Here is a 16,449-nt window from a genome sequence, read left to right as displayed (position 1 = left end):
CTGTGTTCGAGGATTTCGAACCATGGGACCTCTCAAGCCGGATATCGCCGAACTGATCTTTGGATTCGTCACCTTCGTGGTGGTCTTCGCGGTGTTCGCGAAGGTGTTGCTGCCGCGCATCGGCCGCACGATCGCCGAGCGGCACGACGCGCTCGAAGGTGGCTTCGACCGGGCGACCGGCCTCCAGGCGGAGAGTGAGGCGGCGCTGGCCGAGCTGCGGGCGCAGATGACCGAGACCCGCAAGGAAGCCGCGGCGGTTCGGCAGCAGGCGGCCGAGGAGGGTGCCCGGCTGATGGCCGAGGCGCGTGCCGAGGGCCAGCGGATCAAGGAGGAGCTGGTCACCTCCGGCCACGAGCGGCTGGACGCGGACCTCGCCCTGGCGAGCGCGTCGCTGCACGCGGAGCTGGGCCTGATCGCGACGGACCTGGCGGGCAAGGTGCTCGGTGAGCCGGTCGGCACGCTGGTGGCCGACAGCGACGTGATCGAGCGCTTCCTGGCCGAGCTGGACGAGTTGGACGCGGAGCAGGGCGGCGGTTCGGGCGGCAAGGGCTGACCGAGCGTCGGATGGGCCGGCCGGTGGCCGGGCCCGGGGATCGCCTCCCCGGGCCCGGCCACTTTTGCGTTTGGTGGTCCTTCGGGACCGGCGCTCGGCCGGGGCACGGGTGCGGGTCCGTCTGTCGCCGTGCCTGCGGGTGTGCCCGGGCCTGATCGATCGTTGTCGGGTGCGGGTTCGGAGCGGTTCCGTGGGTGTGCCCGGCCCGGTCGGTCGGTCGGTTCGGTGGTGCGGGTTCGGGCTGGGGTCCGGGGGTGCGCCCGGCCCGGTCGGTCGGTTCCGTGGTGCGGGTTCGGGCCGGGGTCCGCGGGTGTGCCCCGGCCCGGTCGGTCAGCTTCGGTAGTCCGGGTCCGGTTCGAACTCCGGGTAGTACTCCGGCTCCGGCTCGAAGTCGGGCTCGTAGTCGTTCTGGTAGTCGGGCTGATAGTCCGGCAGGGGTTCGCGGATCAGCTCGGGCACCGGCTCGCGGGTGAGCTCGGCGGCCGGTGCCGAGGCGGCTTGTGCCGAGCCGGGCCGGGCCGAGCCGGCCGTCGAGCCGGGCGCCGGGGCGCCGGGGGGCGAGCCGGCCAGCGTGTCCAGGATCGATTGGCCGTACTTGGCCAGCTTGTTCTCGCCGATGCCGCTGATCGCGCCCAGCGCGGCCAGGGTGTCCGGCCCGGTGGTGGCGATCTCGCGCAGCGTCGCGTCGTGGAAGATCACGTACGCCGGCACGCCCTGCTCCTTCGCGGTCGCCGCGCGCCACGCGCGCAACGCCTCGAAGATCGGCGCCGCCGCCGCGGGCAGCTCGATGGGCGCGGCCTTGCCCTTGCCGGACTTGGCCGCCCGGTCGGCCTTCGCCGCACGCGCCGGCCGCTCCGGCTCACGGCGCAGCATCACCTCGCGCCGCCGGCCGAGCACCTCCTCGCTGGCCTCGGTCAGTACCAGCGCGTTGAACGCGGGCTCGACGGCGATCAGCTTCATGGCGAGCAACTGCCGCACCACGCTCATCCATTCGGTCCGACCCAGCTCGGTGCCGATGCCGAAGACCCGGAGCGTGTCGTGGTCGAACTGGATCACCTTGGCGGTCTTGGCACCCAGCAGGATGTCCACGATCTGGCCCGCGCCGAACTTCTGCCCGCGCCGCTCGTGCTTGAGCCGCCACACGGTCGACAACACCTTCTGCGCCGCGATCGTGCCGTCCCAGGAGGCGGGCGGCGACAGGCAGGTGTCGCAGTTGCCGCACGCGGTGCTCTCCTGACCGAAGTAGGCGAGCAGACGCACCCGCCGACACTCGACCGTCTCGCACAGCGCCAACATCGCGTCCAGGTGCGTGCCCAGCCGGCGGCGGTGGGCCTGGTCGCCCTCCGACCCGTCGATCATCTTGCGCTGCTGCACCACGTCCTGGAGGCCGTACGCCAGCCACGCGGTGGACGGCAGCCCGTCGCGCCCGGCGCGGCCGGTCTCCTGGTAGTAGCCCTCGACCGACTTGGGCAGGTCCAGGTGCGCGACGAAGCGCACGTCGGGCTTGTCGATGCCCATGCCGAACGCGATGGTGGCGACCATCACCATGCCGTCCTCGCGCAGGAAGCGGGACTGGTTGGCGGCGCGCACCCGCGAGTCCAGGCCCGCGTGGTACGGCAGCGCGTCGATGCCGTTGTCGACCAGGAACGCGGCGGTCTTCTCCACCGACGCCCGGGACAGGCAGTAGACGATGCCCGCGTCGCCGGCGTGTTCGGAGCGGAGCAGGTCGAGCAACTGCTTCTGCGGCTTGTCCTTGTGCACGATCCGGTACTGGATGTTGGGCCGGTCGAAGCTGGCCACGAAGTGCCGGGCCTGCCGGAGGTTCAGCCGGGAGGCGATCTCGGTGTGGGTGGCCTCGGTCGCCGTCGCGGTGAGTGCGACGCGCGGCACGTCCGGCCAGCGCTCGTGCAACTGGGACAGGGTGAGGTAGTCGGGCCGGAAGTCGTGGCCCCACTGCGCCACGCAGTGTGCCTCGTCGATCGCGAACAGCGAGACGGTGCCCCGGTCGAGGAGCCGCAGGGTCGCGTCGACCTTCAGCCGTTCCGGCGCCAGGTAGAGCAGGTCCAGCTCGCCGGCCAGGAACTCCGACTCGACCATGCGCCGCTCGTCGGGGTTCTGCGTCGAGTTGAGGAACCCGGCGCGCACACCCAGCGCGGTGAGCGCGTCCACCTGGTCCTGCATGAGCGCGATCAGCGGTGAGATCACCACTCCGACGCCTTTTCGCACCAGCGCGGGGATCTGGTAGCACAGCGACTTGCCGCCGCCGGTGGGCATCAGGACGAGCGCGTCGCCGCCCTCGATCACATGGTCGATGATCTCCTGTTGACTCCCGCGAAACGAGTCGTAACCGAAGACGCGATGCAGAACCTGCAGCGCTTCGCTGATCTGGGGACCGTCGTCGAGCGCTGTCATCCGAGCAGTCTAAGAGCAGTCGGCGACACCCGAGGCCGGTCTGTGGACAACGTGGACGGAGGGTGCGGCACGGTTGTGGACAACCGCTGAGGACTCGGCCATAACGCTGCGCCGCGGGGGCTCGCGCTTGGTCGGATGGCCGTCCCGGCCCGTGGCGCGGGCCGCTCGGGCGTCGTGGCACGCCCCGGCGGGTGCCCGTCCGGGTTCGGTGGCGGGGACCGCTCAGGGTTGGCTGCGTCGTGGCACGCCCAGCGGATTGGCGTCGCGCAGTTCCGCGGGCAGCAGTGCGTCGGGCCAGTCCTGGTAGGCGGTCGGCACCAGCCAGCGCTCCAGCGCGGTGCCGCCGACGGAGGTGTGGCCGGGGGCGGTGGTGGCGGGCCAGGGGCCGCCGTGGTGCATCGCCCAGCACACCGCGACGCCGGTGGGCCAGCCGTTGTGGATCAGCCGACCGGCGCGTGGACGCAGGGCGGCGCCGACCCGGGCGGCGAGCGCGTGGTCGGCCTCGACCGTGTGTACCGAGCCGGTGAGGTTGCCCGGGAGGCGGTCGAGTGCGGCGAGCAGGGCTTCCTCGTCGGCGTAGGTGACCATCAGGCCGGCCGGACCGAAGGTCTCCTCGGTCAGCTCGGCCGCGTGCGCGACGAATTCGGCGAGGTCGACCCGCCACACCACCGGTGCCACCGCCCAGGCCCCCTCGGCGGCGGTGCCTCGGGCCAGCTCGCGTGCGGCGTGCGCCGACACGCCGTCCCGGTACGCGTCGCGGATGCGTTCGGACAACATCGGGCCGCCGGTCGCGGTGCGCGCGTGCGTGGCGACGGCGTCCGGGAGCTTGCTGTCCTCGGGGACGAACAGCAGCCCGGGATTGGTACAGAACTGGCCGGTGCCCAGGGTGAGCGAGCCGAGGTAGCCGGCGGCCAACTCCTCGGCGCGGTCGGCCGCCGCGCCGGGCAGCACCACGACCGGGTTCACGCTGCCCAGTTCGCCGAAGAACGGGATCGGGTCGGGGCGACCGGCCGCGAGGTCGAACAGGGCCCGGCCGCCAGCGAGCGAGCCGGTGAAGCCGACGGCGGCGATCCCGGGGTGGGTGACCAGTGGGCCGCCCGCGGCGCGACCGGCGACCAGGCCGAGCAGATCCGGGGAAGCGCCGGCGTCGGCCAGCGCGGCACGCACGACGCGGGCCACCGTGAGCGACGTGGCCGGGTGCGCCTCGTGGACCTTGACCACCACCGGACACCCGGCCGCCCACGCGGACGCGGTGTCGCCGCCGGCGACGGAGAAGGCGAAGGGGAAGTTGCTCGCGGCGAACACCGCGACCACGCCGATCGGGTGCAACATCCGCCGCACGTCGGGCCGGCCGAGCGCCGGATCGGCCGGGCTGAGCACCGCGCCCACGTGCGCGCCGTCCCGGAGCAGGCCGGCGAACATCCGCAGTTGGCCGGACGTACGGCCGACCTCGCCGATCAGCCGGGCCTCGCCCAGCGCGGTCTCCGCGTCCGCGACGGCGACCAACTCGGCGCGTGCGGCGTCGAGCGCGTCGGCGACGGCCTCCAGCACCCGGGCCCGCTCGGTACCGGAGCGTGCGGCCCACGCCGGCGCGGCGGCCCGGGCGGCGGCGACCACGCGGTCGACGTCGGCGCCGGTACTGCCCGCCACGGGATCACCGACCGGCGCTCCGGTGCGGGGATCGTGCCCCTGCACGACGGTCGGCTCGGCGGGGGGAGTCGGGGTCGACTCGATCACGGCGATTCCTCCGGGTCGGGGCCCGAGGGGTGGTCGGGCGGGGTGCGGCGGCGTGTGGTGTGGCGCGGCGTGCTGCGGTGTGGCGTGGTCGGTGATCCGGGGCCATCGAATCACGATCCGTCGGGCCGTTCGACAGTTGTCGGGCCGGGGCGGGTGCGGTGCGGAGCAGGCCGAGGACGTCGGCGCCGGTGGCCCGCACCGGATCGCGCCGGCGCGGCTGCTCGAAGATGCGGCTGGGCTCGGGTGCCCGACGGTGGCGGGGTGCCGCTCGGTGATGGCGGAGGTGCCGCTCGGCCCGGGTGTACGAAGGCGCCGGTGTGTACCGCTCGACTCGGCCCCGAGTTCGTCGGGTCAGTCGCCGCGTCGTGAACTGGCGCGGATCTCCAGGTTGGTCGGGACGATCCGGCCGGTGGGGGTGGGGTCGCCGGACTCCAGCGCCCGGATCAGCAACTCGACGCCCACGGTCGCGATTTCGGCCGGGTTCAGGCTCAGGGTGGTGATCGGCGGCTCGGTCTGCGCGGCCGTCGCGTCGTCGCTGACGCAGACGATCAGCAGGTCCTCCGGGACCCTCAGGCCGTGTGCGCGCACGGTCTCCAGGATCAGCGGCGGGCTCGCCTCGGTGAGTACGAAGAGCCCGTCCGGGCGCTCGGGTTGCCCCAACATGTGGTCGATAACGGCGCGGGCGGCCTGGTTGCCGGGACGCTCGGTCATCCCCACGAGCGGCGCGAACTCCCGTTCCCGACACCAGGTGTGATAGGTCGTCAAGCTTTCCTCGTAGAACAGCGAGCTGGAGTGCGCGGCCACCACGCCGATCCGCCGCGCGCCGCCCGCGGCCAGGTGGTCGAGCACACCGCGTACGGCGGCTTCGTGGTCGATGTCCACCCAGTGCCCGCCGGTCATGCCCTCCAGCCGCCGGTCGGAGACGACCGGGATGCGGGCGGCCAGGAAGTCCTCGACCAACGGGTCCTCCGCGAGCGGGTCGGCAACCACCGCCGCGTCCAGCGGCAGGTCCGCCCACTCGTCCCGGGCCGAGTGGGTGGGCAACAGGACCAGCGCGTACCCGTGGGCGAGCGCGGCCTGGGCGGTGGCGCTGGTGAGTTGGGCGAAGTAGGGCGACTCGATGTACGACCACGGCGTCTCCACGTACTCGCGCACCGCGTACCCGATCAGCCGGGCGTGCCCCGCCCGCAGCAGCCGTGCGGTCGCGTTCGGCCGGTAGCCGAGTCGGCGCGCGGTCTCCTGGGCATGCAGCCGGACCGCGTCGGACAGCCGGCCGGTGCCGTTCAGGGCGGCCGAGACGGTGGTCTTGGACAGCCCCGCCTCTCGGGCCACGTCGACGAGTCGGACCCGAGGCACGGGCGCGGGCCGCCGGCCGCCACTGCGGGGGGAGGTGGTCATGTCACGACATGCTGCCGGCTGACAAGCCCCGAGTCACGCGCGATGTGCGGAGCCAGGACCTTCGGAAAACCGTTCCCGCACGCGCTTGTGCGGGAACGTTCCCGCGTCGATACTCCAGACAGCTTGGGCGCAGGGTCCGGGGTTTGCCGCCCGGGGTCGGGCGCCTCCTGCCCGCTGCCCGGGGTCGGGCGCTCGCTGCCCCGCTGCCGGTCGTCCCGGGTCGGCTGTTCCGCCCCCCGCCCCGAGCGTCGCGGGTTCGCCCGTCGTTTCCCTTTCGTCCCGCCGTCCGCTACCGCCGTCGTCTGCGCAAGGAGCCCCCATGCCCACCCCTGCCGATGTCGTATTCCGAGGTGGACCGGTCCACACGATCGACGCCGCTCGTCGTCGGGCCACGGCGGTGGCCGTGCGCGACGGGCGGATCGTGGTCGTCGGCCACGACCCGGACGTGCGCGACCTGATCGGCCCCCGCACCGACGTGATCGACCTGGCCGGACGGGCGTTGTTGCCCGGCTTCCAGGACTCGCACGTGCACCCCGCCCTCGCGGGCACCACGCTGATCCGCTGCGACCTCTCCGACGCGCGGGACGCCGAGGCGACCTTCGCGCTGATCCGCGCGTACGCCACCGACCGGCCCGAAGAGGCGTGGATCAGCGGCGGCGGCTGGAACATGGACGCGTTCGCGGGCGGTACGCCCAGCCGGCTACAACTCGACGCGATCGTGCCGGACCGCCCGGTGTTCCTGATCAACGCGGACGGCCACGGCGCCTGGGTCAACACGCGTGCGCTCGAACTCGCCGGCGTCACCCGGGACACCCCCGACCCGGCCGACGGGCGGATCGAACGCGAGGCCGACGGCACCCCGCAGGGCACCCTGCACGAGGGCGCCGCCGCCCTGGTCGGCGACCTGGTACCGGGCCTGGACGCGGCGGACGGCCTGCGCGCGCTGCTCGCCGGCCAGGCACGCATGCACTCGGTCGGCGTGACGTCCTGGCAGGACGCGATGGTCGGCTCGGCCCACATGGGCCTGGACCCGCTGGACAGCTACCTCACGGCGGCCCGTTCGGGGCAACTGACGGCCCGGGTCGTGGGCGCGCTGTGGTGGGAACGTGGGCAAGGCGCGGAGCAGTTGGAGCGCCTGCTCGACCTGCGCGCGTCCTCGTCGGTCGGGCGCTTCACGGCGACCAGCGTCAAGATCATGCAGGACGGCGTCGCGGAGAACTTCACCGCGGCCCTGAACGAGCCCTACTTCGACGGCTGCGGCTGCCACACCGGCAACAGCGGCCTGAGCTTCGTCGACCCGGTCGCGCTGCGCGAGCACGTCACGCTGCTGGACGCGCACGGCTTCCAGGTACACGTGCACGCGGTCGGCGACCGGGCGGCCCGCGAGGCACTGAACGGCTTCGCCCAAGCCCTCGCGGCCAACGGCCGCAGCGACCACCGGCACCACATCGCGCACCTCCAGGTGGTCCACCCCGACGACATCCCGCGCTTCGCCGCGCTGGGCGTGACCGCCAACCTGCAACCCCTGTGGGCCGCCCACGAGGCCCAGATGGACGAACTCACCATCCCGTTCCTGGGCGACGAACGCGCGGCCTGGCAATACCCGTTCGGCGACCTGCTCCGCTCCGGCGCCACGCTCGCGGCGGGCAGCGACTGGCCGGTCAGCGCCCCCGACCCGATGTGGGGCATCCACACGGCGGTCAACCGCGTCCTGCCCTCCTTCGCGGACCCCTCCGACACCGTCTTCCTCCCCGAGCAGCGCCTCGACCTCACGGCGGCCCTGGCCGCCTACACGGTGGGCACGGCGTACGTGAACCACCGCGACCACGACACGGGCACGATCGAAGTCGGCAAGCTCGCCGACCTGGTAGTCCTCGACCGCGACCCCTACGCGGGCCCGGCGGCGGAGATCGCCAACGCGGAAGTCCTGGGCACCTATGTGGAAGGCACAGCCGTATACACGGCGAAGGCCCTGTAGGACACCCCCCACTGGACACACCACCCCCCGAACCGTGGGGTGGGCGCCGCCCACGGAGAAGCCGACGCCCACCCCACGCCCGAGCGGTCATCGTCGCCGGCCGGCGACGAGACGTCCGGACCGCCGGCGCGGCCCCGCCGTCGCCTCGAAGCCAAGGACTGCCCGACCCGAGAGACCGCCTCCTCCGACAACGGGGCCGAACTCCACCGCATCCGCGAACCCGGCACGGCATGGGCGAAATCGGCGCTGCGAGTCATGCGCGAGCCGGGCCGGTCGGCGCGACTTTCTTGGCCGAAGTCTCGGAGCACGCAAGCCTCTTGAACTCCTGCGTCACCTCGCGGGTACGTCCGGGAAGTGCTCCGGTACGTCGGGGAAGCGCTCCGGTACGCCCGGGGAGTGCTCGGTACGTCCGAGAAGTGCTCCGGTAATCCCTCCAGTCGGCGAACAGCACATTCGGCATGGGGACGTACGGTTTGATGAAGCCATGTCGGTACCACGCCTCCCATTCACCGAACAGGACCTCCTCGACGCCGCCGGCGCCAAGTCGTACGGGCGCGGTGAGGGCTACCTCGGTGCGGTCGCGAATCTGATCGAAGAGGATCCGGGTTACGTTTCCGCCGTCGTGTACGGAAACGACACCTACGCGGTCGCCCTCGAATACGGGGCGGACGGTCTCATCGGCGACTGCGATTGCCCATACGGCGAGCAGGGCCACTTCTGCAAGCACTGCGTCGCCGTCGGCCTCGTCTTCCTTCGGTCCGTCGCGGCCCGCCCGGTAGAGGAGGCCCAGGCCGCCCCGTTCGACCTCCGCGCCTACCTGGCCTCACTCGACCCCCACGAACTCGTCGACCTCCTCGACGAGGCGGCCCGCAACGATCCCGACCTGCGCCGCCGGCTCACCCTGCGCGCGGCGCGCACCGACGGCGGGGCCGGCCCGGACATCACCTCGATTCGCGAGCACCTGGGCCGCGCGCTCCGCACCTACGGCTACCTGGACCGGCACGGCGCGTACGCCTACGCCGAGGCGGTCGCCGACATCGCCGAGACGCTGCGGGAGCTGTACGAGGGCGGCCACCACGTCGCCGTCATGGACCTCTCCGGCCGTGCCCTGGCCCTGATCGGCGGGGCACTCGGCGAGATCGACGACTCCGACGGCGGCATCACGGTGGAAGGCGAGGCCCTGGCGGAATTGCACGCCGCAGCGTGCGCCGCCACCTCGCCCGACCCCGCCGAACTCGCCGACTGGCTGCTCGCCTTCCAACTCGCGAACCACGATTGGCCGGAACTGGCGATCCGGGACTACGCCGAGTCGCTGGGGGACACCGGAATCACGCACTACGCCGCTCGGCTGCGCGCCGTACAGGAGGGCGACTCCACCCACGACGCGGACCGATGGTTGATCCAACATCTCCGGCAAGATCTGGCCGAAGTACGAAACGACACGGACGCGCAGGTCGAGGCAATCGCCGACAACCTCACCCACGGCTACGCCTACCTCCGCATAGCCGAGGTCCTCACCGCCGCCGACCGCAACGACGAAGCCCTCACCTGGGCCGAACGCGGCTTCGCCGAACACCCGGACGAATCCCGCCTCGCCGACTACCTGACGCAGCGATACAGCGCCGAGGGCCGGGAGGCGGACACCCTGAAGATCCGCCGGCAGCAATTCCGCCACCGGCCAAGCGTCGCGCTCCACCACCAAGTCCTGGAAGCCGCCCGGGCGATCGGCGAACTCGACCACTACCGCGCCGAGACCCTGCACCTACTGCGCGACGCAGCCGCCGAGCGGCCCACCGGCACCTGGGCAGCCCGAGTCCTGATCGACGTCCTGCTCGCCGAACAGGAATACGACCAGGCCTGGACCGCGGCCGAAACCTTCGGCGCCAACCTCGACCACTGGCTGAACCTTGCCGAAGCCTGCCGAACCACCCGCCCCGCCGAAGCCATGCACATCTACCTACGCGAAGCCGCAGTCCTCATCAAGGCAACAGGCAACCACGCCTACGCCCGAGCCGCCGACCTGCTCGTACGCGCCCGAGACATATCCCGAACCGCCGACCGAGAGCCCGAGTGGCAAGAGCACTTCACCACCCTGCGCACCGAACACCACCGCAAACGAAACCTGACCGCCGAACTCACCCGCCGCGGCCTCATCTGAGTGCCAAAGCCTCATGGAGCGCCCTCGCGGTGCGGGCTCGGGAACCGGCGCGTGACGATCGTCCGGCGCCGGCCCGACCAAAGCTCGGCCGGTTTCTTCTCTTGTTCTCCGGCCGAAACAGAGACCTCGCGCCCGGTGGCCCGAGCGGGGGTTCTCGCACGTTCGAAAGCGTTTCAGGCCGGTGCCCGGAGTTGGGCCTTGAGCTGCGGTCGGTAGAGGATCTCGATGTAGACCACGGACCCGTGGACCACGTCGAGGTTGATCATGGCGTGGTCGTCCTCTCCGAGCAGGCAGACCATGCGATGACCGGGACCGTAGAAGATTTCCCGATCCGACACCGTCCTGAAGCCTTGGCAGAAGTCGTCCCCGCAGTCGCACCAGTCGTGGAACTCCACCCTGCGGAGATCGTCGGCCAACGAATGCTCGGCCGCCCCATGCAGCAGCCTGAGCAATTCGCTGTGAAGCTCCGGGAGGGCCTCCGCGAGCGGCCGCGCCTCGCTCATGAAGAGCGGCCGAATCCGCAGGAAATCTCCAGATCGTCACCGGAGATCCCGAACTCCGCCAGCACGAGGGGCCGTTCGTGCTGGTCCGAGGTCAGTCGCAGCACGTGGACGAGCGGTGCCCCGTCCGCCAGGTGAAGCGAAGTGGCCTCGTCGGGGAGCGGCATGCGACTGCGGACGTTCTCGCTCCAGTGCAGGCCGTGGCCGAGCCGCGGGGCGGTATCGGAGTAGGGCGTGTTCTCCAGGACCGAGAAAGGGACGTACGTCCGGCGGACCCGGCACAGCCGGCCGTGCTCGGCGGTCTGCCACTCGTCGTCGGTGAACATCGGGTCGCCCGGCGGCACGGGCAACACGTCGACCAACGCCAAGCGCGCGCCGGTGCGGGTCGCGGTCGGCTCGTCCCGGGTGGTCCGGCGGATGGCGTCGGCTTCGACGTACCGCCCGCCCCGGTCCCGGCGAACCCCACGTGGCCGCGTCGTGTTCGGCCTGGCGTGCGGAGAGCGCACGAACATCCCGCGACCCATCAACACCTCGACCAACCCGGCCACACGAAGCTCGGTGATGCCCTGCCGGACCGTCGGGCGGGACACCCCGAACTCCTTCGCCAACTCCTCCTCGCTCGGCAGCCGTTGTCCCGCCGGGAGCGTGCCATCCATGATCCGGTCACGCAGAAAGTCCGTGATCTCGTGGTAGCGAGCGGGCTCCATGGCTTCCCTCCGGTCCTGCTGCGGGGAGCGCGATTCATTCCCCCTCCGGGCAGCATCCCGCACGGCATGACGCTGGACGTGACGGATTCCCTCACCACCGCCCTCCGACGCTCGTGCCCGACGCCTAGGGGCGGCCCGACGTCAAAACGCTCCGGTCCTTCCTGTCGCCCCCGATACGTCGTGAGATCGATCGGCCCCGTGAGATCGCCAAGGTGGTCGCGTGGGTCGAGAAAGCGCCGCCGCCCATTGCGCTCACCGAGAAGCAGGTCACGTCACCCTTGCCAGCTCGGCCGTACAACCTTCGGCACACCTGCACCTCGCTCCGACTGAACGCGAGAGCGCCTGCAACCGAAGTCGCGGAACGGCTCGGCCACTCCGCGGACGCGCTCCTGAAGTTCTACGCCAAGTGCATCGACGGACAGCGCGACCCGATCAACAAGCGCATCTCGGACGGCCTCGACGACGACGCCTGACCAGACGACGGACCAGCCGTCAGGCGCCAGGAAGCCCCAGAGTGATCCGGAGCGTTCGTCGTGTCCGGGCCTTGCCGCAGATACGCCGGAAACTCACTCTGACCTGCGGAAAAAGCCTCCAGATCATCGCACGCATGTTGCACGACGGCCGTCCAACGCCTGCTTTCGCCTCCGCGAAGCGACGCACATCGTGACGGCGGAAAAGAGGCCGGAAAACAAAAACAGCAGCTCACGTGGCTTCGTGGCTGCTGATCCTGGTGACGCTGTGTGCCCCTGGCAGGATTCGAACCTGCGCACACGGCTCCGGAGGCCGTTGCTCTATCCCCTGAGCTACAGGGGCTCGGGTGACGTGAACATTACCAGCTCCGGGGAGTGGGTTGCGAAGGGGTTGGGGGGAGGCGGGGGCGAGATGTGCGGATCGGGCCCGCGGGTGGGGGTGGGGGGCCTAATCTCACTGGCGTGGGCGGGATTGGTGGTGAGGCGGCGCGGGTGCTTGTCGTGGATGACGACGAGGTGATTCGGCGGCTGATCGCGGTCAATCTGCGGCTGGAGGGGTTCGTGGTGAGTACCGCGTGTGATGGTGAGGAGTGTTTGCGGCTCGTGCACGAGGTCCGGCCGGATCTGGTCACGCTCGATGTGGTGATGCCGCATTTGGATGGGATCGGGACTGCCGCTCGGTTGCGGGCGGATCCGCGGACCAGTGGGTTGAAGATATTGATGATCAGTGCCTGTGCGCAGGACGAGGATTTTTCGCGGGCTCGGGCGGTGGGGGTCGACGGGTATCTGACCAAGCCGTTTCATCCCGAGCAGTTGATTCGGCTCGTGCGCGCGTTGTCGCCGGAGCCGGAGCCGGAGCCGGAGCAGAAGCCCGAGCCCGAGCCCGGGCCGGATTCCGTCGCCGACGGCCCGCTCGATCCCCCACCCGGTTCCCCGGCGGAAGTCTCACCCGAATGACCGACCCCGCCCGCCGGGTGGGTTGGTCCGCGGGTCGCCTACGCTTGTGCCCGTGACCCCCGCAGAGCTTTCGCAGTCAGTGTTGTCCGCGGTTCGTGCCGCCGTCGAGGCGGGCGAGCTCGCCGTTGCCGTGCCCGAGAGCACGACGGTCGAGCGACCCAAGAACCGCGAGCACGGGGACTACGCGACGAACATCGCGTTGCAGCTCGCGAAGCCGGCCAAGCGACCGCCGCGCGAGATCGCCGAGTTGCTGGCCGTGCGGATCGCGCAGGCGCCCGGTGTGGCCAAGGTCGACGTCGCCGGCCCCGGGTTCCTGAACATCACGTTCGACACCGCCACCCAGGGCGAGCTGGCCCGCTCCATCGTCGAGGCCGGCGCCGAGTACGGCAGCAACAACGCGTTCGACGGGCTCAAGATCAACCTGGAGTTCGTGTCGGCGAACCCGACCGGGCCGATCCACATCGGTGGCGTGCGCTGGGCCGCCGTCGGCGACTCGCTCGGGCGGATCCTGCGCGCGTCCGGCGCGGACGTGACCACCGAGTACTACATCAACGACGCCGGCGTGCAGATCGACAAGTTCGGCAAGTCGCTGATGGCGGCGGCGAACGGTCGGCCCGTCCCCGAGGACGGCTACGTCGGTGCGTACATCAACGACATCGCCGCCGACATCCTCGCCGAGCAGCCCGATGTGCTGAGCCTGGCCGAGGCCGAGCAGGAGAAGGTCTTCCGGGCCACCGGGCTCAAGCTGATGGTCGCCGAGATCCAGCGCTCGATGGAGAACTTCGGCGCGCACTTCGACGTGTGGTTCTCCGAGACCACGCTGCACGAATCCGGCGCGGTGGAGAAGGCGATCGAGCGGCTGCGCGAGCAGGGCCACGTCTACGACGACAACGGCGCGATCTGGCTGCGCACCACGGACTACGGGGACGACAAGGACCGGGTCCTGATCAAGTCCGACGGCGAGAAGACCTACTTCGCCTCCGACGCCGCGTACTACCTGAACAAGCGCGACCGCGGCAACGAGGTCGCCGTCTACATGCTCGGCGCCGACCACCACGGCTACGTCGGGCGGCTCAAGGCGATCGCGGCCTGCGCGGGCGACGACCCCGAGCGCAACATCGAGATCATCGTCGGCCAGTTCGTGAAGATGATGCGCGCCGGCGAAGAGGTCCGGATGTCCAAGCGCGCGGGCAACATCATCACCATCGACGACGTCGTCGAGTGGATCGGCGTCGACGCCGCGCGGTACTCGCTGGCGCGCTCGTCCACCGACTCCACCATCACGCTGGACATCGACATCCTCACGTCGCACAAGAACGAGAACCCCGTGTTCTACGTTCAGTACGCGCACGCCCGGATGTCCGCCGTCGAGCGCAAGGCGGCCGAACGCGGCATCGTCAAGGGCGAGTTCAAGCCCGAGCTGCTGTCCAGCGAGTGGGAGTCCGACCTGCTCGGCATGCTCGGCGAGTTCCCGCGGGTGGTCGCCAAGGCCGCCGAGATGCGCGAGCCGCACCACGTCGCGCGCTACCTGGAGCAGTTGGCCGGCACGTACCACCGCTTCTACGACCACTGTCAGATCCTGCCCAAGGGCGAGGAAGAGGTCACCGACCTGACGCACGCCCGAATGTGGTTGGCCGAGGCCACGAAAACCGTGGTGGCCAACGGCCTCGCCCTGCTCGGGGTGTCCGCCCCCGAGCGCATGTGACGGATCGTCACAACGCAGGCGACGACAGGCCGAAGGCCGGGCACATGCCCGGCCTTCGGCCGTTCCCGACCACGGGCCGCCACCCACCGCACGCCACCCACCGCCCCACCGCAGGCACCCGCCGCGGCACCACACGCAAACCGCCGCCCCCGCCACACCGCCGCACACCACCCACCCCACACCGACGCCCTCACCCCACGGGGAGCACCACGACATGAGCCGCTCCGCCCACCCCGCCGGTCCCCGCCACGCGGACGTCCTGCCCGACGGCGCGCCGCCGATCGCGCCCGAGGATCTGACCCTGCTCGACCCGAAGATCTGGCCCGCCGGCGCCGAGCGCGGCGCCGACGGCGTGGTCACCATCGCCGGCCTGGACGTGCGCGAACTCGCCCGGGAGTTCGGTACGCCCGCCTACATCCTCGACGAGGCCGACTTCCGGGCCCGCTGCCGCGCCTGGCGCGAGGCGTTCGAGGGCGCCGACGTGTTCTACGCGGGCAAGGCGTTCCTGTGCCGCGCGCTGGTGCGCTGGATCGCCGAGGAGGGCCTGAACCTGGACGTGTGTACCGCCGGCGAGCTGGCCGTCGCACTGTCCGCCGGCATGGACCCGGCCCGGATCGCCTTCCACGGCAACAACAAGTCCGGGGCCGAGCTGGACCGCGCGCTGGAGGTCGGCGTCGGCCGGATCGTGGTCGACTCGTTCGAGGAGATCAGCCGGCTGGCCTTCCTGGCCGACCGGCGCGGCGTCACGCAGAAGGTGCTGGTCCGGATCACCGTCGGGGTCGAGGCGCACACCCACGAGTTCATCGCCACCGCGCACGAGGACCAGAAGTTCGGCTTCTCGCTTGCCGACGGCCGAGCGGCCGAGGCGGTGCGCCGGATCCGCAAGCTCGAGTCTCTCGAACTGGTCGGCCTGCACTCGCACATCGGCTCGCAGATCTTCGACACGGCCGGCTTCGAGGTCGCCGCGCGCCGGGTGGTCGGCCTGCTGGTCGCGGTGCGCGACGAGCACGGCGTCGAACTGCCCGAGATCGACCTCGGCGGCGGCCTGGGCATCGCCTACACCTCCGCCGACGACCCGCAGTCGCCCGCGGTGATCGCCGCCTCGCTGCTGGACATCGTGCGCCGCGAGTGTGCCACCGCCGGCCTGGCGGTGCCGCGTCTGTCGGTCGAACCCGGCCGCGCGATCGCCGGGCCCGGCACCTTCACGCTGTACGAGGTGGGCACGATCAAGCCGCTGGAGGGCCTGCGCACCTACGTCAGCGTGGACGGCGGGATGTCGGACAACATCCGCACCTCGCTCTACGACGCCGAGTACAGCGTGACGCTCGTCTCACGCGCGAGCGACGCGGCGCCGATGCTCTCCCGCGTGGTGGGTCGGCACTGCGAGTCCGGCGACATCATCGTCAAGGACGCCTACCTGCCCGCCGACCTGGCCCCCGGCGATCTGCTCGCGGTGCCCGCCACCGGCGCCTACTGTCGCTCGATGGCGAGCAACTACAACCACGTGACCCGCCCGCCGGTGATCGCGGTGCACGACGGCAGCGCACGCGTGATCGTGCGGCGCGAGACCGAGGAGGACCTGCTCCGCCTCGACATCGGCTGAGCGGACTCCGGCAACCGAGCGCCGCCGCCGGCGGCAGGACGAGAACAACGAAACAACAGCAACGAAACAAGAGCGAAGAAACGCAACGCAGCACAACGAAACAAGAGCAACGCAATGATCGGGGGTCACCCCGCGGTGGCCCCCGGGCCCGGGAGAAAATCCCGCGGCCCGCCTGTGAGGCCGCAAGAATTGTCGTCTCGGATCCTGGACCGGCCCTGGTTCGGCCCATGATCCGAGCGACACTTGTCGGCACTGCCTGTCTCCGGAATTC

Annotated in this window: 12 protein-coding genes and 1 tRNA gene; 7 read left to right on the top strand and 6 right to left on the bottom strand. The window is 71.1% G+C overall.

Going from position 1 to position 16,449, the window contains the following annotated elements; genetic code table 11:
* Positions 1-22 precede the first annotated feature (22 nt).
* Positions 23-553, top strand: a complete 531-nt coding sequence (locus ACH4U8_RS04690; protein ID WP_360319454.1) for a hypothetical protein — start codon at positions 23-25, stop codon at positions 551-553.
* Positions 554-883: 330 nt separating this feature from the next.
* Here ACH4U8_RS04690 and recQ read toward each other — a convergent pair whose 3' ends face one another.
* The 3 genes from recQ to ACH4U8_RS04675 form a co-directional block, all read right to left on the bottom strand.
* Positions 884-2,965 carry a DNA helicase RecQ gene (recQ, locus tag ACH4U8_RS04685; RefSeq protein WP_395775818.1) on the bottom strand — a complete coding sequence of 694 codons (2,082 nt, stop codon included), beginning with the start codon at positions 2,963-2,965 and terminating at the stop codon, positions 884-886.
* A 222-nt stretch (positions 2,966-3,187) separates the two neighbouring features.
* Positions 3,188-4,702 carry an aldehyde dehydrogenase (NADP(+)) gene (locus ACH4U8_RS04680; RefSeq protein WP_395775817.1) on the bottom strand — a complete coding sequence of 505 codons (1,515 nt, stop codon included), beginning with the start codon at positions 4,700-4,702 and terminating at the stop codon, positions 3,188-3,190.
* Positions 4,703-5,053: 351 nt separating this feature from the next.
* A complete protein-coding gene (locus tag ACH4U8_RS04675; protein WP_395775816.1) occupies positions 5,054-6,100 on the bottom strand; it encodes a LacI family DNA-binding transcriptional regulator in 1,047 nt (348 codons plus the stop codon).
* 319 nt (positions 6,101-6,419) lie between these two features.
* Between ACH4U8_RS04675 and ACH4U8_RS04670 the strand changes: the two genes are divergently transcribed.
* Complete coding sequence (locus ACH4U8_RS04670; RefSeq protein ID WP_395775815.1) at positions 6,420-8,078, top strand: amidohydrolase; 1,659 nt, start codon at positions 6,420-6,422, stop codon at positions 8,076-8,078.
* A gap of 484 nt (positions 8,079-8,562) precedes the next feature.
* Positions 8,563-10,236 carry an SWIM zinc finger domain-containing protein gene (locus ACH4U8_RS04665; protein ID WP_395775814.1) on the top strand — a complete coding sequence of 558 codons (1,674 nt, stop codon included), beginning with the start codon at positions 8,563-8,565 and terminating at the stop codon, positions 10,234-10,236.
* 173 nt (positions 10,237-10,409) lie between these two features.
* Here the strand turns inward: ACH4U8_RS04665 and ACH4U8_RS04660 are convergent, their stop codons facing one another.
* A complete protein-coding gene (locus tag ACH4U8_RS04660) occupies positions 10,410-10,739 on the bottom strand; it encodes a hypothetical protein (protein ID WP_395775813.1) in 330 nt (109 codons plus the stop codon).
* Positions 10,736-11,443, bottom strand: coding sequence for a GntR family transcriptional regulator (locus tag ACH4U8_RS04655; RefSeq protein ID WP_395775812.1), 708 nt, complete (start codon positions 11,441-11,443; stop codon positions 10,736-10,738). Before ACH4U8_RS04655 ends, ACH4U8_RS04660 begins: the two co-directional genes overlap by 4 nt.
* A 212-nt stretch (positions 11,444-11,655) precedes the next feature.
* Between ACH4U8_RS04655 and ACH4U8_RS04650 the strand changes: the two genes are divergently transcribed.
* The gene (locus ACH4U8_RS04650) at positions 11,656-11,916 is read left to right on the top strand and encodes a hypothetical protein (protein ID WP_395775811.1); all 261 of its coding nucleotides are present in this window, start codon (positions 11,656-11,658) and stop codon (positions 11,914-11,916) included.
* Between the two features lie 268 nt (positions 11,917-12,184).
* On the opposite strand, the gene ACH4U8_RS04645 is transcribed toward ACH4U8_RS04650, so the two are convergent.
* A tRNA-Arg gene (locus ACH4U8_RS04645) sits at positions 12,185-12,256 on the bottom strand.
* A gap of 128 nt (positions 12,257-12,384) precedes the next feature.
* On the opposite strand from ACH4U8_RS04645, the gene ACH4U8_RS04640 reads away from it, so the two are divergent.
* The 3 genes from ACH4U8_RS04640 to lysA all read left to right on the top strand — a co-directional run bounded on the left by ACH4U8_RS04640 (position 12,385) and on the right by lysA (position 16,178).
* Positions 12,385-12,870 carry a response regulator transcription factor gene (locus ACH4U8_RS04640; protein ID WP_395775997.1) on the top strand — a complete coding sequence of 162 codons (486 nt, stop codon included), beginning with the start codon at positions 12,385-12,387 and terminating at the stop codon, positions 12,868-12,870.
* Positions 12,871-12,922: 52 nt separating this feature from the next.
* Entirely contained in the window at positions 12,923-14,575 is a 1,653-nt protein-coding gene (gene argS / locus ACH4U8_RS04635) for an arginine--tRNA ligase (RefSeq protein ID WP_395775810.1), read from the top strand.
* Between the two features lie 214 nt (positions 14,576-14,789).
* On the top strand, positions 14,790-16,178 hold the full coding sequence (lysA, locus tag ACH4U8_RS04630) for a diaminopimelate decarboxylase (protein WP_379988074.1): 1,389 nt from the start codon (positions 14,790-14,792) through the stop codon (positions 16,176-16,178).
* The last annotated feature ends 271 nt before the right edge of the window (positions 16,179-16,449 follow it).

The organism is Embleya sp. NPDC020886, from assembly GCF_044333915.1.
In the GTDB taxonomy this organism is placed as follows: Bacteria; Actinomycetota; Actinomycetes; order Streptomycetales; family Streptomycetaceae; genus Embleya.
Note: the sequence above shows the minus strand (reverse complement) of the source record. Positions and strands in the feature narration are given on the sequence as shown.

Coding starts and splice junctions, on each gene's coding strand:
- ACH4U8_RS04670 (WP_395775815.1), top strand. CDS start 6,420: ATGCCCACCCCTGCCGATGTCGTATTCCGAGGTGGACCGGTCCACACG.
- ACH4U8_RS04690 (WP_360319454.1), top strand. CDS start 23: ATGGGACCTCTCAAGCCGGATATCGCCGAACTGATCTTTGGATTCGTC.
- ACH4U8_RS04660 (WP_395775813.1), bottom strand. CDS start 10,739: ATGAGCGAGGCGCGGCCGCTCGCGGAGGCCCTCCCGGAGCTTCACAGC.
- recQ (WP_395775818.1), bottom strand. CDS start 2,965: ATGACAGCGCTCGACGACGGTCCCCAGATCAGCGAAGCGCTGCAGGTT.
- ACH4U8_RS04655 (WP_395775812.1), bottom strand. CDS start 11,443: ATGGAGCCCGCTCGCTACCACGAGATCACGGACTTTCTGCGTGACCGG.
- ACH4U8_RS04675 (WP_395775816.1), bottom strand. CDS start 6,100: ATGACCACCTCCCCCCGCAGTGGCGGCCGGCGGCCCGCGCCCGTGCCT.
- lysA (WP_379988074.1), top strand. CDS start 14,790: ATGAGCCGCTCCGCCCACCCCGCCGGTCCCCGCCACGCGGACGTCCTG.
- ACH4U8_RS04665 (WP_395775814.1), top strand. CDS start 8,563: ATGTCGGTACCACGCCTCCCATTCACCGAACAGGACCTCCTCGACGCC.